Origin of the sequence: Salmonella sp. 3C (genome assembly GCF_025426275.1) — a bacterium.
Classification (GTDB): domain Bacteria; phylum Pseudomonadota; class Gammaproteobacteria; order Enterobacterales; family Enterobacteriaceae; genus Salmonella; species Salmonella enterica.
This window is the reverse complement of record NZ_CP104858.1, coordinates 3,467,238-3,491,197: the sequence shown is the minus strand read 5'-3', so window position 1 is coordinate 3,491,197 and position 23,960 is coordinate 3,467,238. Positions and strand designations below refer to the sequence as shown.

The window sequence follows — 23,960 nt, the reverse complement described above, 5'->3', positions numbered from 1 at the left end:
CATTGTTACGTTTTTAGACAACATCCAGACCCAGACGGCGATACTGCTCCGCCGGAGCATCATTTTCTTTCATCAAACGGATAAGTAAGTTGATCATCCTTGCTTCGATGGCCTCATCATGAATAGGATGTTGCTGCTGCGGATCGTCTCTGAGATCAAACAAGAGATGACCAAAGCTATTCACACCTTTATATTTTTCCCTGGCCGGAATACGTAATACCTGAAGCCCTTTAGTGAATTTAAACGGAGGTGCCAGAGATAATTTTCCCAGTTCATCCACGTCATAACGCGCATTCATCTTGATCGGCATTAACGTGTAGTTCGCAATGTCATGCTCACGCCCCGGCTGCGCGGCCCGCATATAAACATAGCGTCCGTCGGTAACATTAACATGTCCGCTAAACACGCCAAACAGCGCACCTTCCCTGACGGGTTCATCACTGGCAATGACTTTCGCCAGCGGTTGGCCCTGCATATCTGCGGGAATAGGTTGCTGAAAATAATTCAGTAGCGTTGGTGCCCAGTCAATCATCTGCACCAGCGACTGCCGTCGCGCTCCGCATACCGCGCTGCGCGGGTCCCAGATAAACAGCGGGTTATTCGCCACCTCGTTATAATAGGGCATTTGATTTTTAGCCCACCAACCGTGCTCCCCCAGCAAGAAGCCGTGATCGGTACCGACAATCAGCATCGTATCGCGCCAGAGATCGTGTTCATCCATCAGATCAAGGATACGTCCCAGATTGCGGTCGCACATGGAAACCAGGGCCCGATAACGACAGCGAATATGCGCTATCGCCTCCTCGCTTTCACTGACTTTGCCGCGCGGCCAGTCATAATGCGGGCCTTGCCACTCATCGTCATAGAGCGATAAATATTCCTCGGTGGTATAAAACGGCTCATGCGGATCGAACGTCTCAACCTGCAATAACCAGTTATCTTCGGCATGATTTTTATGGATAAAATCGCACCCTGCGTCAAAAACTTTCGTCTGGGGAAAATCGGCCTCCTGCTGGATGTATTCGCGGTTCGCCCAGTCATGACGCCATAGCCCGGAAACGCCGCCTCCGGTTTGTTTTTGTGGAACGCGCAGTACTTCCGGAATGGGCGGCTCGCCAACACTTGCCTTCCAGTGATCGCCCTCCTGACCGCGTACTACGTCCCAGGAGCTATAGCGGTTATGGTAGTTACCGCCGCCGTCTTCCCAGTAATGCAGATGATCGCTGATAAGATGGGTGTAGATCCCCGCTTTTTTCAATAATTCCGGCATGGAATCATCAAAGGGTTCCAGCGGCCCCCACTCACGATGCAGAAAGTTGTAGCGCCCGGTGTGCAGTTCCCGACGGGCTGGCATACAGGGCATACTGCCGACATAACTATTGTCAAAGGTGGCGGTATGTGCCGCCAGGCGTTGAAAGTTAGGCGCTTTCGTTAGCAAATCACCATAGGGCGGCAAATAGTTTTTATTCAGACTGTCAAACAGCAGAATAATCGCTTTCATGACTCACCCTCATTTGTTGAGCAGGTGCGGAAAATTTTTCTCTACCACATCGTAAATCTGTTTACCTATTGATTCGCCATCCATGATATTTTCAATGGGAATGAGATATTGTCCGTGTTTAGGATCGAGGCTAACAACATCAAGCAATTTTTTCGAAATCGCATAAATATCTGCCCAGTCGGTAAATCCACCGACCTCTCCCGCTGCCGTATGCTCCATATCAAAAGAGAAGTCATATTTTGCTAACGCTTTCTTAACAACAGTCTGTAACATTACGCTACTGCCTACACCATACCCGCATACGAATAAAATATTTACAGAATCTATCATAATAAAATCCTTTATATAAACCGAATCAATTAAATGGAATAAGGACCAAGATGGAACGTTGAAGCAATAAATTTCAGTAATTCACAAATTGCAGGCCACAGAGTCGCCCAGTCAAATATTCCCGTCCAGCCCACACCTTCTTTTGCCAGCCCGGTTAAAGGAATGGCCCATACCGTACCGAAAGTCTGAATAATCCCTAACAGGAAAGTGCAAATAATAACGGAACGATATCCCCCCATTCGGTTGGCTAATACGCCGATGGGACCGCCGGAAAAGAAGAGCGGAACAAAACCAGACAATACCATAATAGGGCTATGGATGAGCAGCAGGATGCCCATGGAAAAAATCGTGCCGAAAGTACAAAAGACGAATCCCAGCGTGGCCGCGTTAGGCGAAAAAGGTAATAAAGCAGCAACATCCACAGCCGGTATGGCGTTAGGAATAAAGCGATCCTGCCATCCTTTAAACGAACCGTTAATTTCACCAACCATCATCCGCACGCCCTGCAGCAAGATGACCATATACATAGAGAATTGCAGGCCCAGATTGATGATATAGATATACCAGGGTTTGCCTTTCGCCATTAACTGTACGTTATCGATCCCTGTCGCCAATAGAAAACCGCCAACGAAGAGCGTCATCACAATGGCGATTGCCGTCACATTGTGGTTAAAAATGGCTAACCAACCGGGAAGTTTCAGATTTTCGGCGTCATGCTTTTCCGGATCGCCGAATTTATGCGCGAATTTCGAAAAAAACCACAGTCCCAGCATCTGGTTATGCGCAATGGTAAAACCGGCGTTATTGGTCACTTTGGCGATGGGTTTAACAATAAGCGTAGTTGAAAACGCCCAAAAGACCCCGGTCAATACCCCGGCAATTACAATGGATTGTACCCAACCGAACCCCAGCCAGAAGACGATTAACCACAGTACTGCCTGTGAATGAGAGACCCCGGTATTACCGGTAAGAAATATACCTTTTGCGCCGGTATAACGGCCAAATAAAACTAATAACAGGTTAGTAAAAAACGCCAGTACAAAAACGTATCCTACATAGCCGAAATTATCGCCCAGCGCTATTTGCGTCGCGGCTTTCATGGCGTATGAATCCATTAAGTATCCATGCACGCCATAAGCCTTGCTGACTGCCTCTGCAACCGGTTTAAAAGTGGCTGAAAATTGAAAGCCGCCAAATAACACCATCATCAAACCAACCATCGCGCTGATCATACCGATGATAATTTTTATAGGCGTCTTTTTATCCAGCGCATAGCCAACACCGACTAATATCCCAATTAATATTGCCGGTTCAGTTAAAAACGTTTGAATAACATCTATAAATTTGGCAAACATCGTCTGAACGCCCTCCATAAGCGTGCCTATTCGTTGTCATGATTGACCCCTTTACTGACGTTACGTATTGCTTCGCTGATGCTATTGAAAGTTACCCGATAAACCACCTTGTCTAATTTTGCCTTACACGCACTGTAATAATCAAAATTAGTCATTAAAAGATTTAAAGTGATTATTTGTGATTTGATTTGCAAAAATAGGGTAATATATAACCACGATCGATCGGAGTTTTTTATCGCTCGATCATGGTTATTATTATTTATGGATAATTAGATAGTTAATATAGATATTTTGTATGTCTGGCTTTTGGCGCTACAGCCTGCAAAGCAGTGTTAACACTTCATAATGCGCGGTATGCGGGAACATATCGAAAAGCTGAACACGTTGAATACGGTAGTTCGGAAGATGGCGAATATCCTGCGCCATCGTCTGCGCGTTACAGCTCGAATAAATAATAAAACGCGGCGCCATTTGTGCAAGGTAATCGCACAACGGCTTGCCAATGCCGCGGCGGGGAGGATTCACCAACACCAGGTCGGGCGTTTCGCCTTGTGCGGTGGCGAATTGAGTGGAATCCAGCGCCTGGAAATGAAGGCGGGTCAATCCCAGCTCGGCAGCGGATTGCTTCGCGCAGGCAATCGCCTCCGGCGCGATCTCAATACCGGTTAATTGCATCTGCGGCGTCGCGCAGTGCAGGCCGAATCCGCCCACTCCGCAAAAAAGATCCCACATATGGCGTACCGGCAGTTGCCCTACCCAATCGCGCGCCGTTGCATATAATCGGCTGGCGACCGTAGGGTTGGTCTGAAAGAAACTTTGCGGGCGAATCCACAGCGGCACATCGTTAAAACGTTCCGCCAGCGCCTGCTGATCCGTCAGGTAGATTTCCGTCTCCCCTTCCATAATCGCCATATGTACCGGCTGAATATTTGCGGTGATCACTCTGAGCTGCGGCAGTTGCGCGCGCAGCCACGGTAACGCCGCGCGCAGTTGCGTAAGTTTGGTTTCTGAACGCAACACGAAGCGTAGCATCATACCGCCATCGAACTGGCTTTCCGTCAGCAACAGGTATTTCAGTTCGCCGCGTTTTCGCGCCACGTTATAAGGCGTGAGTCCGGCACGGGCAATAAAAGGTTTTAGCGCGCTGAATACGGGGGCAAAGGAGGCGGGATACAGCGGGCAGCCGCAAAGATCGACCGGCGTACCGTCGCGATGCAGCATCCCGAAGAGCGGTTTTTCTACACTACCGCTCACGACCATTTTCGCTTTGTTGCGGAAATGCTGTTCCGGGCCGCCAATCGGCGAGCACCACTGTTCAACAGGCAGCCCGGCGAGCAAACGATGTAAATCGGCTGTTTTTGCGGAAAGTTGTTCGTTAACCGACTGCGTAATCCATTGACAGGAACGGCAGCGACCCGCGTCATAGAGTGCGCACTGCATACCAAAAAACCTTCATATTATCCGGGGCGACGATTATACACATTATTGCAGCCGGAAGAACCGACGGCTGGGAGCGGGAATAAACAGCAGAAACAGAATTAAAAGATCGGGGAGTTTTTGCATGACCAAGGAATGCAGGATATCACGCTTCGATTCTCCCGCGATGCTAAACAACTCCGGATACCCGTAGCCTAACGACGCCGCCCACAGATACCCACTTACAATAATTTGTGTCGCCAGGTACACCCAGCGCGCCCAGCTACGGCCTTTCACCAGCGAAAACGCACAATAAATTTCAACAAAGACCAGCACTAAACTGGCCAGAAAGACCAGGGTTAAGCTCCACGTCTGCACGCTGCGATGAATAAACTCGCCCATCCCGCGTATGCCGAGGGTATTCATAATCATCAGCACATCGAGACCGCGAATCAAAATAATCGCCATAGCCGCAACCTGCACCAGCGTAGGCACATTTAAACGGGCATGTGATGAGGTTGATTGCTTTATAAATCCCAATGAATGTCTTCCCTGAAAATGATGCCGCGACCCGCGCGGCAACGCATTACCATAGTGGAAGATTTTAGTGGCTTCAGCCGCGTCTTGCACGCTGGATATCGCGAATCCGCTGTTTTTCCGCTCGCGCCATCAGGTACCAGGCAATAAATCCGACGATTCCTACCACGCCGAGGATTAACGTCGCCAGCGCGTTGATTTCCGGGTTCACGCCCATGCGCACGCTGGAGAAAACCAGCATCGGTAGCGTGGTGGCACCGGGACCGGAAACGAAGCTGGCAATCACCAGATCGTCAAGAGAAAGCGTAAAGGCCAACAGCCAGCCCGAGATCACCGCTGGCATGATCATCGGTAACGTAATGACAAAAAAGACTTTCAACGGCGGCGCGCCAAGATCCATCGCCGCCTCTTCAATCGAACGATCCAGTTCGCGTAATCGCGAAGCGATCACCACTGCCACATAGGCGGTACAGAAAGTGACGTGCGCCAACCAGATGGTCAGCATCCCGCGATCGGAGGGCCAGCCGATAGCATGACCGAGCGCGACAAACAGCAGCAGCAGCGACAGCCCGGTAATCACATCCGGCATCACCAGCGGCGCGGTGATCATAAACGCAAAGCCGTTTGCGCCGCGAAATCGTCCAAATCGCACCATCACCACCGCAGCAATAGTACCGAGCACCACCGCCATCGTCGCCGCACAGGCGGCAATTGTCAGGCTTAGTCCCACTGCGCTCATCATGGCGGTATCCCGAAAGAGCTCGCCATACCAGCGCGTCGACCATCCCGCCCACACCGTCACCAGCTTCGAACTGTTAAACGAGTAAATCACCAACATTAACATCGGCGCATAGAGAAAAGTAAACCCCAGCACCAGAATCAGAATGCGCCAGGGCGAGCGAACGACCGGTAAGTTATTCATCCGTGCTCCCCCACACTTTTTTGCTGATGTTTATGGAACCACATGATCGGTACTATCAGCAGCAGCAACATAATAATGGCGACCGCAGAAGCAACCGGCCAGTCGCGGTTATTGAAAAACTCCTGCCACAGGACGCGACCAATCATGATACTGTCCGGCCCGCCAAGCAGTTCCGGGATCACGAACTCGCCCACCGCCGGGATAAAAACCAGCATCGAGCCGGCGATGATTCCGCCTTTGGTGAGCGGGACAATGATGCTAAAAAATGTTTTCAGCGGTCGGGCGCCGAGATCCAGCGACGCTTCCACCAGCGAATAATCAATGCGCGTCAATGCGGTATAAATGGGCAGTACCATAAACGGCAGATAAGCATAAACAATGCCGATATAGACGGCCAGGTTAGTGTGCAGGATCGTCAGCGGCTGATCGATAACCCCTAGCCACAGCAACACATTGTTCAGCACACCGTTGTTTTTCAAAATGCCCATCCAGGCATAGACGCGTATTAAAAAAGACGTCCACGAGGGCAGAATCACCAACAGCAGCAGGATATTGCGCGTGGAGGGCTTGCTGTGCGCCACCGCCCACGCCAGCGGGTAGCCCAACAGCAGGCAGCAGATTGTGGAAATACCGGCAATTTGTAACGATTGCAGATAGGCTTCGAAATAGAGCGGATCGTCGGTCAGTTGCAAAAAATTGCCGAGGTTGAGCGTAATCGACAACTGACCGTCAGCCCATTCCAGCAGATCGGTATACGGCGGGATCGCCCGCGCCATTTCCGCCAGGCTTATCTTAAAGACGATAAGAAACGGCAGTAAAAACAGCAGAATGAGCCAAATATAGGGCAAAGCAATAACCAGCTTACGCCCATGTTTCATTTGCATTCGCGCCAACCATAGCGCCGCGCCGCCAGGTTTACTAATGCGTGCCGGAGGTTCAAGTGTGCTCATGTTTCCCCCTTATACCGTCAGGACCACGCAGCTATCCGCTTCCCAGCACAAACGCACTTCATCGCCCCAGGTCGGTAACCCTTTCCGGTAACGGTGCGCATTCTGCAGTTGAGCGCTGATCATCTGCCCGCTTTTTAGCCGCACATGATAAATAGACAGATCGCCGAGATACGCAATATGCGCCACTTCGCCGACGGCGAAATTATAGCCATCGGCAGGCGGCGACTCACACAGAATGATTTTTTCCGGACGTAGCGCCACATATACCGGCACATTATCAACGACAGAGGCATCTGCATCGACTTTTAACGGATGAACCAAACCGGGCGCGTCAATGACCAGACCGTCCTCTTCACGCGCTTTCAGTAAGCCCTCAAAAACATTTACCGATCCGATAAATTCGGCGCTATAGCGGGTTGTCGGATGCTCGTAAATCTCCTCCGGTTCGCCAATTTGCACAAATTTTCCACGGTTCATGATGGCAATGCGCCCCGCCATCGTCATCGCTTCTTCCTGATCGTGCGTCACCATGACGCAGGTCACGCCGACGCGCTCAAGGATATCCACCACTTCAAGCTGCATCCGGTCGCGTAATTTTTTATCCAGCGCGCCCATCGGTTCATCCAACAAGAGCAGCTTAGGACGTTTCGCCAGGCTGCGCGCCAGGGCCACGCGCTGGCGCTGACCGCCGGAAAGCTGATGCGGCTTACGTTTTGCAAACTCCTGCATGTGCACCGGACCCAGCATCTCATTGACGCGGCTGGTAATCTCCGCCTTCGGCAGTTTGTCCTGCTTCAGACCAAAAGCGATGTTCTGCTCTACCGTCATATGCGGAAACAACGCATAGGACTGAAACATCATATTAATCGGACGCTGATACGGCGGAACATGCGCCAGATCGACGCCGTCGAGCATAATTTGCCCGCTGCTCGGCGGTTCAAAACCTGCCAGCATCCGTAGCAGAGTCGATTTTCCACAACCTGACGCGCCCAGCAGGGCAAAAATCTCGCCTTTATAGATAGTCAGACTGACATCATCGACAGCATGTTGCCCGTCGAATGACTTCGTCAGGTTGCGAATTTCCAGAAGCGGCGTCAGCGCTTTACGGGTTTTCACCTGCGGGCGGTGGGGGACATCATTCACAAGGCGCTCTCCGGCATAACACAATCAAACGATACAAACGGTGGAATGCCCGATAGCGCACGCTTATCAGGCCATACCGTTAATAAATTACTTACCGCTTTTCACCTTCGTCCATGCGCGGGTGCGGACGCGATCAATCTTCGGCTCCTGCACTTTCAGGGTAAACAACTTGGCCCGCACATCCGCCGGCGGATAAATTCCCGGGTTATCGCGCACCTGCTGGCTGACCAGCGCCGTCGCCTCTTTATTCGCATTGGCGTAGAAAACGTGATCGGAAATATGGGCAATCACATCAGGGCGCAGCAGATAATTAAGGAACTGGTAGGCCTCGTCTTTATTTTTGGCGTCAGCCGGCATGGCAAACACATCAAAAAACGCCATTGCCCCCTCTTTGGGGATCGAGAAAGAGATATTGACGCCATTTTTCGCCTCTTTCGCCCGGTTAGCGGCCTGCCAGACATCGCCCGCCCAGCCGATGGCTACACAGGTATCGCCATTAGCCAGATCGTTAATGTATTGCGAGGAGTGGAAATAGCGAATGTTTGGCCGTAGCTTCAACAACAGATCGGTTGCCGGGCCGGTGTAGTCATCCGCTTTGCTGCTATTCGGATCTTTACCCAGATAGTTCAGCACGGTGGCAAAAATTTCTTCAGGCGCATCAAGGAAAGAGACGCCGCAGCTTTTTAGCTTCTCCAGATTCTCCGGCTTGAGGACTAAATCCCAGCTATTCACTGGCGCATCATCCCCCAGCACCGCTTTCACTTTATCAACGTTATAGCCAATGCCCGTCGTGGCCCACATATAGGGCATGGCGTATTTGTTGTCAGGATCGTGCTTCGCTACCAGTTTCAACAGTTCAGGATCGAGGTTTTTCCAGCCGGGAAGTTTGCTTTTATCCAGCGGCTGAAAAACGCCCGCGGTGAGCTGGCGCTCAAGAAAACTGGCCGATGGCACCACCAGATCGAACCCGGTGCTGCCTGCCATTAACTTGCCTTCCAGCACTTCGTTAGAGTCAAAGACATCATAGATAACGTTAATCCCGGTCTCTTTTTCAAAGTTCGCCACCGTGTCCGGCGCGATATAATCTGACCAGTTATAAATGTGCAGCGTTTTTTGTTCGGCAGCGAGCGTGCCGACAGAGACGACCATCAGAGCACCCGCAACCAGACCCGATAGCCATTTTTTCTTTAAGGCGGTCATCATCGCTTTCCTTCTGAAATCCGTTAACAAATGAACCCATTAGGCGTGGTTTAAAACATGCCTGAAATGTGCATACCTTTTCATTTGATACAAATGAAGAAGAGAGGTCGCCCTCCCTGCCATCAAGCTCGCTATAGAAGCTTCGCAAGAATAACTTTAGCTAAGGTTTGAGGCTATAGCCCAGATTAAAAAACGCCTTTTATCAATTTTTTATGCAGGTTTTGTCTATGTGATAAAGCGAAATGGTCAGAAAGGAGGTGAATAATTCTTTAAATAAAGGTTAACGGCAGCATAAAAAAACGTAAACAGCAGCCGCGCTGGCAGCGACTGCCTGATTATCGGGAGGGATCAGTGAAGAAAATGGTCAACCGCGCTGGTTTTTTGCGCGTCTTCTTCCGCGTTAAACAGAAGCTGATGCGCCCCGGCCTCAAGGATCACCATAGAAATCTGCTCTTCACTTTGGCGAACAAACCATTCGAACTGTTCGTAGGTGACGCCTTGCATAACGGATAAAGACTGGCACACAACCAGTTTTGGCAGATTATCATCCTGCATATCGAGAAAGGCTTTTACCGTCAACGAACTGGCGTTGATAGCAGAGAGATCGGCCGCCAGCGGCAGCAACGCGGAAGGCCTGACCTCCGCCATCGCGGAAAAAAGAACGGTGTTGTCCACCAAATCGATTTTAGCATCGTAGACGCCGTCAAAATTCTGCATATGCGGCAAATGCAGCGCCTGGCAGGTATCACATTCGAAGAAATTCATGCCCAGGTCGTCGAGCCATTGACGCAACGTATCCAGAGTGGGAACGACCAGTGATATCATAATAATGTGCTACCTCTTACGATGACGATGAAAAATTACCGGCACAGCTTACGCAAAAAGCGTGCTTCGTACTACGGCGGAATCCACGATTGCGATTAGCCGCCGATTTTAAGGCAAAATTCAGGTGTAGCGTGACGTTCTATCCACTGAATCATTCGCCCCGCGATATCTACGCCCGTAGTCTTTTCGATACCTTCCAGTCCCGGCGAGGCATTCACCTCCATCACCAGCGGCCCGCGCGCGGCGCGTAAAATATCGACGCCCGCCACATCCAGCCCCAGCGTTTGTGCGGCTTTGATGGCGATATCCCGTTCACGAGGCGTGATCGTCGCGATGCTGGCCACCCCGCCACGATGAAGATTGGAGCGAAAATCACCGGCTTTCGCGCACCGCTCAATCGCCGCCACAACCTCATTGCCGACGACCAGACAACGAATATCGCATCCTTTAGCTTCGGCAATGTATTCCTGAACCAGGATATGGGCATTCAGCCCCCGAAACGCATCAATAACGCTTTCAGCAGCCTGACGCGTCTCCGCCAATACCACGCCGATCCCTTGCGTGCCTTCTACCAGCTTCACGACCAGCGGCGCCCCGCCAACCATCTTAATAAGATCGCTGGTATCATCCGGCGAATGGGCGATCCCGGTAATGGGGAGATCGATCCCCTGGCGCGCCAGAAGTTGTAGCGATCGCAGCTTATCGCGCGCGCGGGTAATAGCGACGGATTCATTCAGCGGATAGCTACCCAGTAGCTCAAACTGACGTAGCGCAGCGGTACCATAAAAGGTAATGGCCGAACCAATACGGGGAATAACGGCGTCAAAATGGGGCAGACGACGCCCCTTGTAATGGATCGACGACGCTGCCGGATTAATATTCATATAGCAGGAAAGAGGATCGAGTATCTCGACCAGATGGCCGCGCCGCATCGCCGCTTCGCGCAGACGTTTGCAAGAATAGAGCGTTCCATCCCTGGACAATATGGCAATTTTCACCCTGCACCTCGCTGAAAACCCTGAAAAGCCCGCGTATCATACACTGGCCCGCAGGTTTTAGCGCGTCGCCCAGCCCTGTTTATGCAAATATTCAAGGATAAATGGGCGATTTTCTTTAATCAGGGTGCGACGGATATGATCGCTCCAGGTATCGCGTCGCGTATTACTGCCGCGGGTCAGATAATACTCAGCCAACTGCTCGTCATAGCGCGCCAGCAGCTTTTCATCAAGCGGTTGATACTGGTTCTCATGAACCACAAGCTCGGCAGGCAGGCGCGGTTTCAGATCCGGATTATCCGCAGGCCATCCCAAACACAGGCCAAAGAGCGGCAATACATGCTTCGGCAATTTTAATAGTTCGGTAACAGATTCAATATTATTACGGATGCCGCCGATATACACGCCGCCTAATCCCAGTGATTCCGCCGCCGTCAGCGCATTTTGCCCCATCATCGCCGTATCGACGACACCGAGCAGCAGTTGTTCGGCAAGCCCCAACTGCGCGTCAGGGCAGATCTGCAAATGACGATTAAAATCGGCGCAAAATACCCAGAACTCAGCGGCCTGCGCCACATGCTTTTGCCCGCCCGTCAGGGGCACTAACGCCTCACGCAGCGCCCGATCGGTAATACGGATAATAGAGCTGCACTGTAAAAAACTGGAACTGGACGTGCTGCGCGCGGCGGCAATAATGGCCTCTCGCTGCGCGTCAGTCACGGGTTCATCGGTGAAATGGCGAATAGAACGATGGCCACAAAGAAGTTCAATGGTCGGACTCATTATGCTTTTCTCTATCTGAACGGGAAGAAATGTCGGGTGGACGTTTCATCAACTGCGGCGCCAGTAACTGCGCAATACGCCACATCATCGCCACCGCGGCGGGGAGGATCAACACGACGCCGAGGAAAACCATCAATACGCCAGCCAGCGGCGTATTGAACGGCGCGGGCAGCGTAAGGTAATGATTAAGCGATAGCAGAGCAAGCGCCAGCAAAATCATACCGAGGTATTCCAGTATCAGTACGCTTTTGGGTAACACGCCAATCGTGCGCATATCAAGCCTCCCGGTTAACTGACGCACAGTGTAGAACGTTCTGGTCCGGCGTGCTTAACAGATATAGCCCTGGGTTATCAAAGGAACAGGCGTAACCTGCTTTTCATCTGCCGTAAATCGCGGCATGATAACACCTGTTCGCCGTCTGGCTTTATGTTCGAGGAGAGATATGTTTACTGTTATTTTTGGCCGTCCAGGGTGCCCTTATTGCGTGCGTGCAAAAGAGTTGGCGGAAAAACTGAGCAAAGAACGCGACGATTTCAACTACCGCTATATTGATATCCATGCTGAAGGCATTACTAAAGCGGATTTGGAAAAAACCGTAGGTAAACCTGTAGAAACCGTACCGCAGATTTTTGTCGATCAAAAACATATCGGCGGCTGTACGGATTTTGAAGCATGGGCAAAAGAAAATCTGAATCTTTTCGCCTGATTGCTCTGGCAACGCCCTCTGACGGAGGGCGCTATCGGCGTTTTTTTCGCCGGTGGCTAAACAGGCTGCTAATAAACAAATAACAGAGCGCGCCTAACGCACACCAGAATACGGCGCTAAATAACCACGCGAGTTCTTGCCAAAACGATCGGGTAGGCATAAATACCACGCGCATTAACACCAGGCAAAACGGCGCCGCCAGCATCGCCCCGATCAGCGGTCGGATCACCTCGCGTCGGTGAGAACAAAAACTGGCCACCGCACCAGGCAACGTAAAAAATAACAGTCCAATCTCAGGATGCCCTGCCGCGCGAAAAGCGCCTTGTACATGCATAGTTAATGAAAGACACACCACAATAAAGAGTACAAAGCAGCAGACAACGCTTGCCCACCCGTGTTTATGTTTCAATCGTTCCTCCTGACACTCTCTATCGAACACGCTTTCCGCCGTGAGGCATCCAGTCAGATAAAGTCATGTGGCATTCCATGCCAAAAACACACCTGCACGATTCTTATAGCCGTTAGTACGCAATAAGATTAAACTAGCAGGATATATTGTTGTGTTGTTTTTATTTGGATGCTGTATGCAATACGATTGCACCCTTAATTCATGATAAAAACAGTAGCGTAAATTACCATTTCTTTCAACAGCTTACTCGTAAACAAGAAGTTAGTCTCCGTGAATATAAACGTCGCAGATTTGTTAAATGGGAATTACATCCTGTTATTATTTGTGGTCCTGGCTCTTGGCCTGTGTCTTGGCAAGTTACGTCTGGGTTCAGTCCAACTTGGTAATTCCATTGGCGTTTTAGTGGTCTCTCTATTATTAGGGCAGCAACACTTCAGTATTAACACCGACGCGCTAAATCTGGGATTTATGCTGTTTATTTTTTGTGTCGGCGTCGAGGCTGGCCCCAACTTTTTTTCGATTTTTTTTCGCGACGGTAAAAATTATCTGATGCTTGCCCTGGTCATGGTCGGTAGCGCTCTGCTAATCGCCTTAGGCCTTGGTAAGCTATTCGGCTGGGATATCGGCCTGACGGCCGGTATGCTGGCTGGCTCAATGACCTCCACGCCCGTGCTGGTTGGCGCAGGCGATACCCTGCGACATTCCGGCATCGCCAGCACGCAACTCTCCTCCGCTCTTGATAATCTGAGCCTGGGCTATGCCCTGACCTATCTGATTGGGTTGGTCAGTCTGATCGTGGGCGCGCGCTACTTGCCTAAACTACAGCATCAGGATTTGCAAACCAGCGCCCAGCAAATTGCTCGCGAGCGCGGTCTGGATACCGATGCTAATCGCAAGGTTTATTTGCCGGTTATCCGCGCCTATCGGGTTGGCCCGGAACTGGTGGCCTGGACTGACGGCAAAAACCTGCGCGAGCTGGGTATTTACCGCCAGACAGGCTGCTATATCGAACGTATTCGCCGTAACGGTATTCTGGCGAACCCGGATGGCGATGCGGTGCTGCAAATGGGCGATGAGATTGCGCTGGTCGGCTATCCGGACGCGCACGCCAGGCTCGATCCCAGCTTCCGTAATGGTAAGGAAGTGTTTGATCGCGATCTGCTTGATATGCGCATCGTGACGGAAGAAATTGTGGTGAAAAACCACAATGCGGTCGGTCGCCGCCTCGCTCAGCTCAAGCTGACCGATCATGGCTGCTTCCTTAACCGCGTCATCCGCAGCCAGATCGAAATGCCTATCGACGATAACGTCGTGCTGAATAAAGGCGACGTTTTACAGGTGAGCGGCGACGCCAGACGCGTAAAAACCATCGCCGATCGCATTGGTTTTATTTCGATCCATAGTCAGGTGACGGACCTGCTCGCCTTCTGCGCTTTTTTTATCATCGGGTTAATGATCGGGATGATTACCTTCCAGTTCAGCAATTTTAGTTTCGGCATCGGCAACGCGGCCGGATTGTTGTTCGCCGGGATCATGCTCGGTTTCCTGCGCGCTAACCATCCTACCTTTGGTTATATTCCGCAGGGCGCGCTTAATATGGTGAAAGAATTCGGCTTGATGGTGTTTATGGCAGGCGTTGGTTTAAGCGCCGGCAGCGGTATCAGCAACGGTCTGGGCGCGGTCGGCGGACAAATGCTGATCGCCGGGCTTGTCGTCAGCCTGGTACCGGTGGTGATCTGCTTCTTGTTTGGCGCTTATGTGCTGCGCATGAACCGGGCGCTGCTGTTCGGTGCCATGATGGGCGCGCGTACCTGCGCCCCGGCGATGGAAATCATTAGCGATACGGCGCGCAGTAATATTCCAGCGCTGGGTTATGCGGGGACTTACGCCATCGCCAACGTTCTGCTAACGCTGGCGGGGACGCTTATTGTCATCATCTGGCCGGGGTTAGGATAAAACTGAAGTTTGCCTTTAAGTGAAAAAATTTTGCCAATAGGTCGAACTTTTCGTTAAAGCATCAGTCATACCTATTGCCACTGCTTTTCTTTGATGTCCCCATTTTGTGGAGCCCATCAACCCCGCCATTTCGGTTCAAGGTTGGTGGGTTTTTTGTTGCCTGACGCAGAGTGACACGACATTGACTCTCCGGCGATTCGCTTTACCATCTGTAAAATCGCTTCACGCGCCAGCGGCGTTCGATCCGTTACAAAATGCAGCGTCATCCCCTCGATAAACGCATCCAGCGCGCGGGCGGTCTGCGCGTCAAACCACTGCGCCAGCGTATTCTGGCTACGCTGCATCCAGTTTTGCATGACTATTTTTAACGCTGGCTTATCGCTGGCATAGGCATATAACTGATACATTAACGTCATATTATCCGGCGTCGTAACCTGCGAGCCGTAAATCATTTCCGTTATCGCCTGGCACGCCCCCTCCGCATCCGTCACCTGCGCAAAAAAGTCCTGGTATTGACGCGACATGTTCTCGGTGAAAAGTGTAAAAGCTTCACTCAATAACGCATCCATACCGGCAAAATAGTAGGTCATCGAGCCAAGCGGCACCTGAGCGATAGCGGCGATTTTCCGGTGCGTCACGGCATGAACGCCATAGGTCTTTACCGCTTCCAGTGTGGCCTGAATTATTTTTTCCCGTCGCTTAGGATCATTGGCGCGTCTTACGGCATTTTCTTTCATGATGAGTTCCACATCTCATTCAGGATGCAGGCGATAGTAGCCTGCCGCTTACGCTGAAAAAACAGACAGTAAAAACTGTCTGCACAACGAAGTATGACGACGATATGTACAAATGTACACAAGCTTGCTAATGTTTACCTCTCGCTTCTATTTTCTGGCCTGACGCTATGACCGTCCTCTCCTCACGTAACGCCTTAAAACGCCGTACCTGGGCGCTGTTTATGTTCTTCTTTTTACCCGGACTGCTGATGGCCTCCTGGGCAACCCGAACGCCTGCTATTCGGGATATTCTTTCCGTCTCTACCGCGGAAATGGGGGCGGTCTTATTCGGGCTTTCTATCGGTTCAATGAGCGGTATTCTTTGTTCCGCCTGGCTGGTGAAACGATTTGGCACCCGGAAGGTTATTCGCATGACGATGACCTGCGCAGTAGGCGGGATGGTTATTCTTAGCGTCGCGCTGTGGTGCGCCTCGCCGCTGATTTTTGCCCTTGGATTAGCCGTTTTCGGCGCCAGTTTTGGCGCCGCCGAAGTGGCGATTAATGTCGAAGGCGCGGCGGTCGAACGCGAGCTGAATAAAACCGTTCTGCCGATGATGCATGGTTTTTACAGTTTCGGCACGCTGGCGGGCGCTGGTGTCGGCATGGCGTTAACCGCATTAAGCGTCCCGGCTAACATCCATATCATCCTCGCGGCTGCCGTGGCGATCGCGCCCATTTTCATCGCCATTCGGGCGATCCCTGACGGTACGGGTAAAAACGCATCGGAAGATTCTCACCTTCAGGAAAAAGGATTACCTTTTTATCGGGACATCCAGCTTTTGCTTATTGGCGTGGTGGTGCTGGCAATGGCATTCGCCGAAGGATCTGCGAATGACTGGCTACCGCTACTGATGGTAGACGGACACGGTTTTAGCCCAACCTCCGGCTCTCTGATCTACGCCGGTTTCACGCTTGGTATGACCGTTGGCCGCTTTACCGGCGGCTGGTTTATTGACCGCTATAGCCGGGTGACGGTTGTTCGCGCCAGCGCGTTGATGGGAGCGTTGGGCATTGGCCTGATTATTTTTGTCGATAGCGACTGGGTCGCCGGCGTCTCGGTCATTCTTTGGGGCTTAGGCGCTTCGCTCGGCTTCCCGCTGACCATTTCCGCCGCCAGCGATACCGGTCCCGACGCGCCGACGCGCGTGAGCGTTGTCGCCACGACCGGCTATCTGGCGTTTTTGGTCGGGCCGCCGCTGTTGGGCTATCTGGGAGAGCATTATGGATTACGCAGCGCCATGATGGTTGTGCTGGCGCTGGTTATTCTGGCGGCGCTGGTGGCGAAGGCCGTCGCCAAACCTGTATCGACTCCGCAACCGGTGATGGAGCATAACGCATGAGTATCAAATTAATCGCCGTCGACATGGACGGCACGTTTCTGAGCGATCAAAAAACCTATAACCGTGACCGGTTTATGGCGCAGTACCAACAAATGAAGCGGCAAGGCATTCGCTTTGTCGTGGCCAGCGGCAACCAGTATTACCAGTTAATCTCCTTCTTTCCGGAAATTGCGCACGAAATCGCTTTTGTCGCGGAAAACGGCGGCTGGGTGGTCAGCGAAGGCGAGGATATTTTTAACGGCGAGCTGACAAAAGCCGACTTCCAGGCGGTTGTCGAACACCTGCTCACACGCGCCGATGTGGAGATCATCGCCTGTGGAAAAAACAGCGCCTACACGCTGAAACGCTACGACGATGCGTTAAAAGCCGTTGCGGCAATGTATTATCATCGTCTGGAGTTTGTGGATAATTTTAATAATATCAACGATGTCTTTTTCAAATTCGGCCTTAATATTACCGATGAACGGATACCGGAAGTACAGGCAGCGCTGCACGACGCCATTGGCGATATCATGGTCCCCGTTCATACCGGCTATGGCAGTATTGATTTAATTATTCCCGGCGTGCATAAAGCCAACGGCCTGCGTCTGTTACAGCAGCGCTGGGGCATTCATGATAGTGAAGTGGTGGTATTCGGCGACGGTGGCAACGATATTGAGATGCTGCGTCAGGCCGGGTTTAGTTTTGCCATGTCGCACGCCAGCGAAGCGGTCGCGGCGGCGGCGAAATACCGCGCCGGATCGAACAACCAGGAAGGCGTGCTGGATATTATCGACAGCGTATTAAACAACGAGCCGCCGTTCAACGTCTAGCGGATGCCTCTCTACGCCTGATAACAGAAAGCTTATCAGGCGTAGCCGCTCTCTCAGACTGTTTGCGAATTCCCCGTCCGCTTATCTTTTAAGAAGACCAGCATCAGCAGTAGCCAAAGAATACCGTTTGCCAGATTAAACAGGCTAAATAGCCCATTGCCGCCGCTTAACCAGGCGTGTTTACTGACTTCAATGCCAACGGTAAAAATCAGCATTTGTAGCATTCCCATCGCCGCCGAGACCGTTCCTTTACTCATATCGCTGGAGAAGAGCGTCAGACGCACCAGTCCGGCATTCGCCAGCCCAATGCCAAAAGCGTATACGCTTAATCCCGCCGTCATCCATAAATAAGCATGGGATGAAACCACCGTCGCCGCCGCGGCGATGATCAGCCCCGCGACGATAGGCCAGCCGCCCATCACGATCAGCGAGCGAACCGTACGTCGGGAGGTTAAACGCGCCAACACCAGATTACCGGCAATGAGCGCGCCAAAAACGGGCACCTGTAGCAGACCATATTCATAGCTGCTGAGCTGTTCGCCGCTAATGATGATAATCGGCGACTGCGCAATCCAGGCCAACAGCGGCAGGCTGACAAATCCCAGAGCTAACGCCCCTGCGACAAACCGCCGGTTTTTTATCACCAGCCGATAATCCCGGCCCAGCGCCTTAAATGACAGCGTTTCGCCCCGCCGCGTGGCGGTCTCCGGCATTGCGCGCTGTAGCCCGAAAAAGGCGATAGCGGCCAGTGCGGCAAATAAAATAAACATCCCCTCCCACGGCAGAACATGCACCCATGCCGCCCCAACCAGTGGTCCCAGTAGCGGCGCGATTAACGCCACGTTCGCCATCAGCGCGGTAATTTTTATACACACCGCCTCCTCAAAGGACTCCTGAATCGCGGCATACCCTACAGCGCCGATAAAACACAGGCTAATCCCTTGCAAAAAACGCAGGAAGGTAAATTGTTCGATGTTTTTCGCCAGTAACGTCGCCAGGCAGGTGACAATAAACCACACGACGCCCGCCAGCATCACGGGACGACGGCCAATCCGGTCAGACAACGGGCCAAGCAGCCACTGTAAGAACATACCGCCCGCCAGATAAGCGGTCATGGACGTCGGAACCCAGTCCAGGCCCGCCTGATACTGCTCAACCACCGCCAGCATACCCGGCTGGATCATGTCGTTGCCAATATAAGTAGAAAACTCGTACAGCACCAGACAGAGAGGAAAAAGCAGCGCCTGACGTCCCAGCCTGCCGCCTGATTGTAAACGATTCTGCATACCATCTCTTCGCCAATAAAAACCGCGCAGAGTGTAATGAAAGTCGGGGAACTGAGATAGCGAATTATGAGGCTGCAAGGGAAATAGCGCACATTTTTACAGAAAGCCGCTTAGCGCTTACGTACTTTAAGGTTAATTTAAGTTTGCGCCGTTATCATCAACGTTATTTTATGCCATTGTCTTAAATCTCTTCATGTTGCCGCCAAATAAGACAATACTGCTTTTCCTCTCTGTTACGCTGCATTTATGCTCAGTTTGCACGGGGATGAGCTGGCTATCCCTTTTGATTTCATTGCTCCGAGCCTGGATGTTATGCTGGAAAACCTTAACAACTCGCTGTTTTATTTTATTAACGCCACGCCTGATTCCGCGCAGTGGACAATTTCGCTCGCTATCTTTATCGCCAAAGATGTCATCAACATTGTCCCGCTCTTAGCCGTGGTACTCTGGCTGTGGGGTCCCCGCGATCGGGTCTGCGCTCAGCGCCAGCTGATCGTTAAAATCGGCATCGCGCTGATTATCAGTCTGGCGGTCTCCTGGACAATGGGACACCTTTTCCCGCACGACCGTCCGTTTGTCGATCATATCGGCTATAACTTCCTGCATCATGCCGCCGATGACTCGTTCCCCAGCGATCACGGTACGGTGATTTTTACCTTTGCGCTGGCGTTTTTGTTCTGGCACCGCCTCTGGTCAGGCATCGTGATGATGGCGATAGCCATTACCATCGCCTGGTCGCGCGTCTATCTCGGCGTACACTGGCCGTTAGATATGATTGGCGCGCTGCTGGTAGCGATGCTTGGCTGCCTGAGCGCACAGCTGATCTGGCAATGGTACGGCGCGCCGCTCTACCAGGCGCTGCAACGTTGTTACCGTTTCTGTTTCGCATTGCCCATTCGAAAAGGCTGGGTACGTGACTAAATAGCGAAAAAAAGAGTAATATTAAGCGCTCTGTATGGTGCGGAGCGCTTATTTAACTCTCCAGGGGAACTATGGAAACGCGACGCGACGAGCGTATTGGTCAATTGCTGCAGGCCTTAAAACACAGCGATAAACTTCATCTTAAAGAAGCCGCGACCCTGTTGGGCGTCTCTGAAATGACCATTCGTCGCGACCTGAACCATAAAAGCGCTCCTGTCGTGTTGCTGGGCGGCTATATCTTACTGGAGCCCCGCAGCGCCAGCCATTATCTGTTAAGCGATCAAAAATCTCGTCTGGTGGAAGAAAAACGCCGAGCCGCTCAGTTGGCTGCGGGCCTGGTACAAGCCCATCAGACGGTATTTATTGACTGTGGCACCACCACGCCGTGGATCATTGAAGCCATTGATAATGACCTTCCCTTTACGGCGGTGTGCTATTCACTTAATACCTTTCTGGCGCTGCAGGACAAACCCCATTGCCGCGCCATCCTCAGCGGCGGGGAGTTTCACGCCAGCAACGCCATTTTCAAACCGCTTGATTTCCATGAAACGTTAAACAATATTTGTCCGGATATCGCGTTTTATTCCGCCGCTGGCGTTCATACCAGTAAAGGCGCTACCTGCTTTAATCTGGAAGAGCTGCCGGTAAAACATTGGGCAATGACAATGGCACAGTGCCATGTACTGGTGGTGGATCACAGTAAATTCGGCAAGGTACGTCCGGCGCGGATGGGGGAATTATCACGCTTTGATACGATTATCAGCGACCGCCGTCCCGATGAGGCCTTTGTGGCCTACGCTAAAGCGCAACAAATTACTCTGATGTATTAACCGCCCGTAGCCGGATGCGACGCGCACCCGGCAACGGAGTTATTTTACGAGAACCAACTGCCAAACCACTGATGGAGTTTCATCAGCACAAAATCCCACATCCGGCTGAAAAATCCCCCCTCCTCGACGTTTTCCATCACCATTAACGGGCGTTGCTCAATGGATTTTCCGTTAAGCTGGAAATCGATGGTGCCGACAACCTGCCCTTTCTTCAACGGCGCCGTGAGCTGTGGTTCGTTCAACGTAAAGCTGGCCTTCAGGTTTTTAAGCTGCCCACGCGGAATCGTCACAGACCCCGCATCGCCCGCCCCCAAATTGACCTCACGCTTATCGCCAAACCAGACCCGTTGCGTCACGAATGTCGCGTCAGGTTTAATCGGCGTGACCGTTTCAAAGAAGCGGAAACCCCAGGTCAGCAGTTTTTCTGACTCATTAAAACGAATACGGTCCGTTTTCGCCCCCAGCACGACAGAGATCAGGCGCATATCGCCCTGAGTGGCGGAGGCGACAAGGTTATACCCAGCGCCAGCCGTTGTCCCCGTTTTCATGCCGTCGACATGCAGATTGGTGCTCCACAACAGGCGGTTGCGGTTCGGTTGACGAATATTATTAAAAGTAAATTCTTTTTCTTTATGAATGGCGTATTCGTCAGGCACATCGTGAATCAAGGCCTTGCCGAGCAACGCCATATCGCGAGCGGTACTGAACTGCCCTGGCGCATCAAGACCGTGTACCGTCTGGAAGGTTGTATTGGTTAACCCCAGTCGTTTCGCATAGGCGTTCATCAGGCCGATAAAGGACTCCTGGCTTCCGGCGACGTAGTCGGCAAGCGCGATACAGGCATCGTTACCTGACTGAATGATGATGCCTTTATTAAGATCCGCAACCGACACCTGATCGCCTGGCTTCAGAAACATCACCGACGACCCACGTAGCGCCGGGTTCCCCGTCGCCCAGGCATCTTTGCCCACCGTCACCATATCGGTCAGCTTGATTTTCCCTGCCTTCAGCGCCTGGCCCACCACGTAGCTGGTCATAATTTTTGTCAAACTGGCAGGGTCGAGTTTCTCATCGGCGTTGCCTTCCGCCAGTACTTTACCGCTGGCGTAATCCATTAAGATCCAGGCTCGCGCATCAACGCCCGGCGGCGCGATCGTTTGTTCCTCTGCCTTTACAGGCGAAGCGAAAAGGAATAAGAGAACCGAACCTGCCGCGAGGCTACGAAGGGAAGAAGCGTATTGCGTCATAGTACCACCCGAGTATCCATTCCAAAAACACACGTCACACCACCGTGTAATAAGTGCGGTGAGTAATAACGCACTCACGACGTTAAAGAAACCGTAACTTGGTAAAGTTTTTAAAGTTTATGCAATAACATCCCGTTACGCTTCCTTCATAACGATTTTTTTACAGACCATTGTGTAAATGTTAGGTTTATCTCACGGTAGGCCGATTACTGTCATCATCCTGATAAAACAGAAGGGGTTAATATGATTACGCTGTGGGGCCGGAACAACTCGACTAATGTTAAAAAAGTGTTGTGGACGCTTGAAGAGCTGGAACTGCCATACGATCAAATTCTGGCAGGTGGAAAATTCGGCGTTAACCAGGATGCCGACTATCTGGCGATGAATCCTAATGGGCTGGTGCCGCTGCTTAAAGATGATGAAACCGACCTGTTATTGTGGGAATCCAATGCCATTGTCCGCTATCTGGCGGCGCAATACGGCCAGAACCGGCTATGGGTTGATAATCTGGCGCGGCGTGCGGAGGGCGAAAAATGGATGGACTGGGCGAATCAAACGTTAAGCCCGGCGCACCGCGTGATACTGATGGGACTGGTCAGAACCCCGCCGGAAAAACGCGACCAGGCGGCAATTGAAGCCGGTATCGAAAAGTGTGATGGCCTGTTTGCGCTGCTTGATGACGCTCTGGCCCACCAGCCGTGGTTCTCCGGAGACAACTTCGGCACCGGCGATATCGCCATTGCGCCTTTCGTCTATAACCTGTTGAACGTGGGTCTGAAGTGGACGCCGCGCCCGAATCTGGAACGCTGGTATCAACAGCTTACCGAGCGCCCTGCTTTTCGCAAAGTGGTGATGATCCCAGTCACCTAACGCGTAGCCGCGGCCTCAAGTGAAGGACTTACCTTGAGTAACTGCCCGTCGGACTCATCGGTTAACACATATAAGTAGCCGTCAGGTCCGACACGCACATCGTAGATACGTTGCTTTCTGTCACTCAAAATACAGTCTTCTTCCGTCACCGTATTGCCATTGACGCGCATCACAATAACCTCTTTATCTTTTAGCGCGCCGATAAACAGTTTATGCCGTCACGGCACAAAAACGTCGCTGATATAAAGGCCATCCCGCTAATTGCCGGAGAATCCTTCCAGTAGTAAACCGACTGCTCCGTTCCTTCGACAATTTCACCTTTGGTTTCCGGCACTTTCAGACCACTATAGTTGACGCCCCATGTGGCCAGCGGCCAGCCATAATTTTTGCCTTTTTTCGGTATGTTAATTTCATCGCCGCCGCGCAGACCGTGTTCATGCAGCCATAGCGCGCCGCTCCAGGGATTGACTGCCAGTCCCTGCGGATTACGAATACCGGCATTGTACATGGCAAGATCAACAACCTGCTCTTTCATGCCGGGCTGACAGGCGCGGTATTCATAGTCGACCTGAAAGCTGCGGCAACATGCCTGACAGCGGTAATGCTGGTGCCCTGCACTCCCCGGACCATACTTTTTAACGGATGCCGTTTGCGCGCAAAACGGGCATTTCACATCGACTTTAGCCATCATAAATCCTGCGATAAAAGTCGGTATTCGAAACGATAATCACCGATTGAATACATGATCGTTTTCTGGGGATTTCACTGCATGTCATGATGGTTTACTCCTGCGATGAATAAGAGAACGGCGTTTAACCGTAAAATCAACATGCAGCGGGTCGAGAATAA

The 23,960-nt window shown here is 51.8% G+C and carries 24 protein-coding genes and 2 pseudogenes; 7 read left to right on the top strand and 19 right to left on the bottom strand.

The window, feature by feature from the left end:
• Positions 1-13: 13 nt before the first annotated feature.
• The 13 genes from N7E69_RS16650 to N7E69_RS16590 form a co-directional block, all read right to left on the bottom strand.
• On the bottom strand, positions 14-1,501 hold the full coding sequence (locus tag N7E69_RS16650; RefSeq protein ID WP_000644036.1) for a sulfatase: 1,488 nt from the start codon (positions 1,499-1,501) through the stop codon (positions 14-16).
• A gap of 9 nt (positions 1,502-1,510) precedes the next feature.
• Positions 1,511-1,831 (bottom strand): PTS sugar transporter subunit IIB, encoded by a 321-nt coding sequence (locus N7E69_RS16645; protein ID WP_000567331.1) that lies wholly within the window; start codon positions 1,829-1,831, stop codon positions 1,511-1,513.
• Positions 1,832-1,860: 29 nt separating this feature from the next.
• Positions 1,861-3,204 carry a PTS sugar transporter subunit IIC gene (locus N7E69_RS16640; RefSeq protein ID WP_000399313.1) on the bottom strand — a complete coding sequence of 448 codons (1,344 nt, stop codon included), beginning with the start codon at positions 3,202-3,204 and terminating at the stop codon, positions 1,861-1,863.
• 294 nt (positions 3,205-3,498) lie between these two features.
• Positions 3,499-4,626, bottom strand: a complete 1,128-nt coding sequence (gene rlmC, locus N7E69_RS16635) for a 23S rRNA (uracil(747)-C(5))-methyltransferase RlmC (protein WP_001149796.1) — start codon at positions 4,624-4,626, stop codon at positions 3,499-3,501.
• A gap of 42 nt (positions 4,627-4,668) precedes the next feature.
• Positions 4,669-5,142 (bottom strand): YbjO family protein, encoded by a 474-nt coding sequence (locus N7E69_RS16630; protein WP_000505788.1) that lies wholly within the window; start codon positions 5,140-5,142, stop codon positions 4,669-4,671.
• Between the two features lie 73 nt (positions 5,143-5,215).
• Positions 5,216-6,061, bottom strand: coding sequence for a putrescine ABC transporter permease PotI (gene potI, locus N7E69_RS16625; protein ID WP_001061632.1), 846 nt, complete (start codon positions 6,059-6,061; stop codon positions 5,216-5,218).
• Positions 6,058-7,011, bottom strand: coding sequence for a putrescine ABC transporter permease PotH (gene potH, locus N7E69_RS16620; protein WP_000105453.1), 954 nt, complete (start codon positions 7,009-7,011; stop codon positions 6,058-6,060). The genes potI and potH overlap by 4 nt, the downstream gene beginning before the upstream one ends.
• Positions 7,012-7,020: 9 nt before the next feature.
• On the bottom strand, positions 7,021-8,154 hold the full coding sequence (potG, locus tag N7E69_RS16615; RefSeq protein ID WP_001000700.1) for a putrescine ABC transporter ATP-binding subunit PotG: 1,134 nt from the start codon (positions 8,152-8,154) through the stop codon (positions 7,021-7,023).
• Between the two features lie 87 nt (positions 8,155-8,241).
• Entirely contained in the window at positions 8,242-9,354 is a 1,113-nt protein-coding gene (potF, locus tag N7E69_RS16610; RefSeq protein WP_000125769.1) for a spermidine/putrescine ABC transporter substrate-binding protein PotF, read from the bottom strand.
• A 348-nt stretch (positions 9,355-9,702) separates the two neighbouring features.
• The gene (locus tag N7E69_RS16605) at positions 9,703-10,179 is read right to left on the bottom strand and encodes a YbjN domain-containing protein (protein ID WP_000624814.1); all 477 of its coding nucleotides are present in this window, start codon (positions 10,177-10,179) and stop codon (positions 9,703-9,705) included.
• Positions 10,180-10,274: 95 nt separating this feature from the next.
• Positions 10,275-11,177: a 30S ribosomal protein S6--L-glutamate ligase gene (gene rimK / locus N7E69_RS16600; RefSeq protein ID WP_000684361.1), complete on the bottom strand. Its 903-nt coding sequence runs from the start codon at positions 11,175-11,177 to the stop codon at positions 10,275-10,277.
• A gap of 57 nt (positions 11,178-11,234) precedes the next feature.
• Positions 11,235-11,957, bottom strand: coding sequence for a nitroreductase NfsA (gene nfsA, locus N7E69_RS16595; protein ID WP_000075300.1), 723 nt, complete (start codon positions 11,955-11,957; stop codon positions 11,235-11,237).
• On the bottom strand, positions 11,941-12,231 hold the full coding sequence (locus N7E69_RS16590; protein ID WP_001259137.1) for a YbjC family protein: 291 nt from the start codon (positions 12,229-12,231) through the stop codon (positions 11,941-11,943). The genes nfsA and N7E69_RS16590 overlap by 17 nt, the downstream gene beginning before the upstream one ends.
• 169 nt (positions 12,232-12,400) lie before the next feature.
• Between N7E69_RS16590 and N7E69_RS16585 the strand changes: the two genes are divergently transcribed.
• Positions 12,401-12,664, top strand: coding sequence for a GrxA family glutaredoxin (locus tag N7E69_RS16585; RefSeq protein WP_000495513.1), 264 nt, complete (start codon positions 12,401-12,403; stop codon positions 12,662-12,664).
• 31 nt (positions 12,665-12,695) lie between these two features.
• Here N7E69_RS16585 and N7E69_RS16580 read toward each other — a convergent pair whose 3' ends face one another.
• Positions 12,696-13,073, bottom strand: coding sequence for an inner membrane protein YbjM (locus N7E69_RS16580; RefSeq protein WP_000680850.1), 378 nt, complete (start codon positions 13,071-13,073; stop codon positions 12,696-12,698).
• Positions 13,074-13,343: 270 nt separating this feature from the next.
• On the opposite strand from N7E69_RS16580, the gene N7E69_RS16575 reads away from it, so the two are divergent.
• Positions 13,344-15,029: an aspartate:alanine antiporter gene (locus tag N7E69_RS16575; protein ID WP_001024853.1), complete on the top strand. Its 1,686-nt coding sequence runs from the start codon at positions 13,344-13,346 to the stop codon at positions 15,027-15,029.
• A gap of 116 nt (positions 15,030-15,145) precedes the next feature.
• Here the strand turns inward: N7E69_RS16575 and N7E69_RS16570 are convergent, their stop codons facing one another.
• Positions 15,146-15,766, bottom strand: coding sequence for a TetR/AcrR family transcriptional regulator (locus N7E69_RS16570; RefSeq protein WP_000661881.1), 621 nt, complete (start codon positions 15,764-15,766; stop codon positions 15,146-15,148).
• A gap of 167 nt (positions 15,767-15,933) precedes the next feature.
• On the opposite strand from N7E69_RS16570, the gene N7E69_RS16565 reads away from it, so the two are divergent.
• Together N7E69_RS16565 and N7E69_RS16560 are read left to right on the top strand one after the other, a co-directional pair.
• Positions 15,934-17,145 (top strand): MFS transporter, encoded by a 1,212-nt coding sequence (locus tag N7E69_RS16565; RefSeq protein ID WP_000217416.1) that lies wholly within the window; start codon positions 15,934-15,936, stop codon positions 17,143-17,145.
• Positions 17,142-17,957, top strand: a complete 816-nt coding sequence (locus tag N7E69_RS16560) for a Cof-type HAD-IIB family hydrolase (protein WP_000023547.1) — start codon at positions 17,142-17,144, stop codon at positions 17,955-17,957. The genes N7E69_RS16565 and N7E69_RS16560 overlap by 4 nt, the downstream gene beginning before the upstream one ends.
• A gap of 53 nt (positions 17,958-18,010) precedes the next feature.
• Here the strand turns inward: N7E69_RS16560 and N7E69_RS16555 are convergent, their stop codons facing one another.
• The gene (locus N7E69_RS16555) at positions 18,011-19,243 is read right to left on the bottom strand and encodes an MFS transporter (RefSeq protein WP_001181285.1); all 1,233 of its coding nucleotides are present in this window, start codon (positions 19,241-19,243) and stop codon (positions 18,011-18,013) included.
• A gap of 312 nt (positions 19,244-19,555) precedes the next feature.
• Between N7E69_RS16555 and ybjG the strand changes: the two genes are divergently transcribed.
• Together ybjG and deoR are read left to right on the top strand one after the other, a co-directional pair.
• Positions 19,556-20,164 carry an undecaprenyl-diphosphate phosphatase gene (ybjG, locus tag N7E69_RS16550; protein ID WP_001531378.1) on the top strand — a complete coding sequence of 203 codons (609 nt, stop codon included), beginning with the start codon at positions 19,556-19,558 and terminating at the stop codon, positions 20,162-20,164.
• A gap of 71 nt (positions 20,165-20,235) precedes the next feature.
• Positions 20,236-20,994: a DNA-binding transcriptional repressor DeoR gene (gene deoR / locus N7E69_RS16545; protein WP_108610888.1), complete on the top strand. Its 759-nt coding sequence runs from the start codon at positions 20,236-20,238 to the stop codon at positions 20,992-20,994.
• A 44-nt stretch (positions 20,995-21,038) separates the two neighbouring features.
• Here deoR and dacC read toward each other — a convergent pair whose 3' ends face one another.
• A complete protein-coding gene (gene dacC, locus N7E69_RS16540; protein ID WP_000195712.1) occupies positions 21,039-22,241 on the bottom strand; it encodes a serine-type D-Ala-D-Ala carboxypeptidase in 1,203 nt (400 codons plus the stop codon).
• 243 nt (positions 22,242-22,484) lie between these two features.
• Between dacC and N7E69_RS16535 the strand changes: the two genes are divergently transcribed.
• Positions 22,485-23,111, top strand: coding sequence for a glutathione S-transferase family protein (locus tag N7E69_RS16535; RefSeq protein WP_000631900.1), 627 nt, complete (start codon positions 22,485-22,487; stop codon positions 23,109-23,111).
• Here N7E69_RS16535 and N7E69_RS16530 read toward each other — a convergent pair.
• Together N7E69_RS16530 and N7E69_RS16525 are read right to left on the bottom strand one after the other, a co-directional pair.
• A pseudogene (locus N7E69_RS16530) lies at positions 23,108-23,610 on the bottom strand (PQQ-dependent sugar dehydrogenase); the annotation flags it as partial. The gene N7E69_RS16535 and the pseudogene N7E69_RS16530 sit on opposite strands and share 4 nt — an antisense overlap.
• Positions 23,596-23,799: pseudogene (locus N7E69_RS16525) on the bottom strand (IS1 family transposase); the annotation flags it as partial. The pseudogenes N7E69_RS16530 and N7E69_RS16525, both read right to left, overlap by 15 nt.
• Positions 23,800-23,960 lie beyond the last annotated feature (161 nt).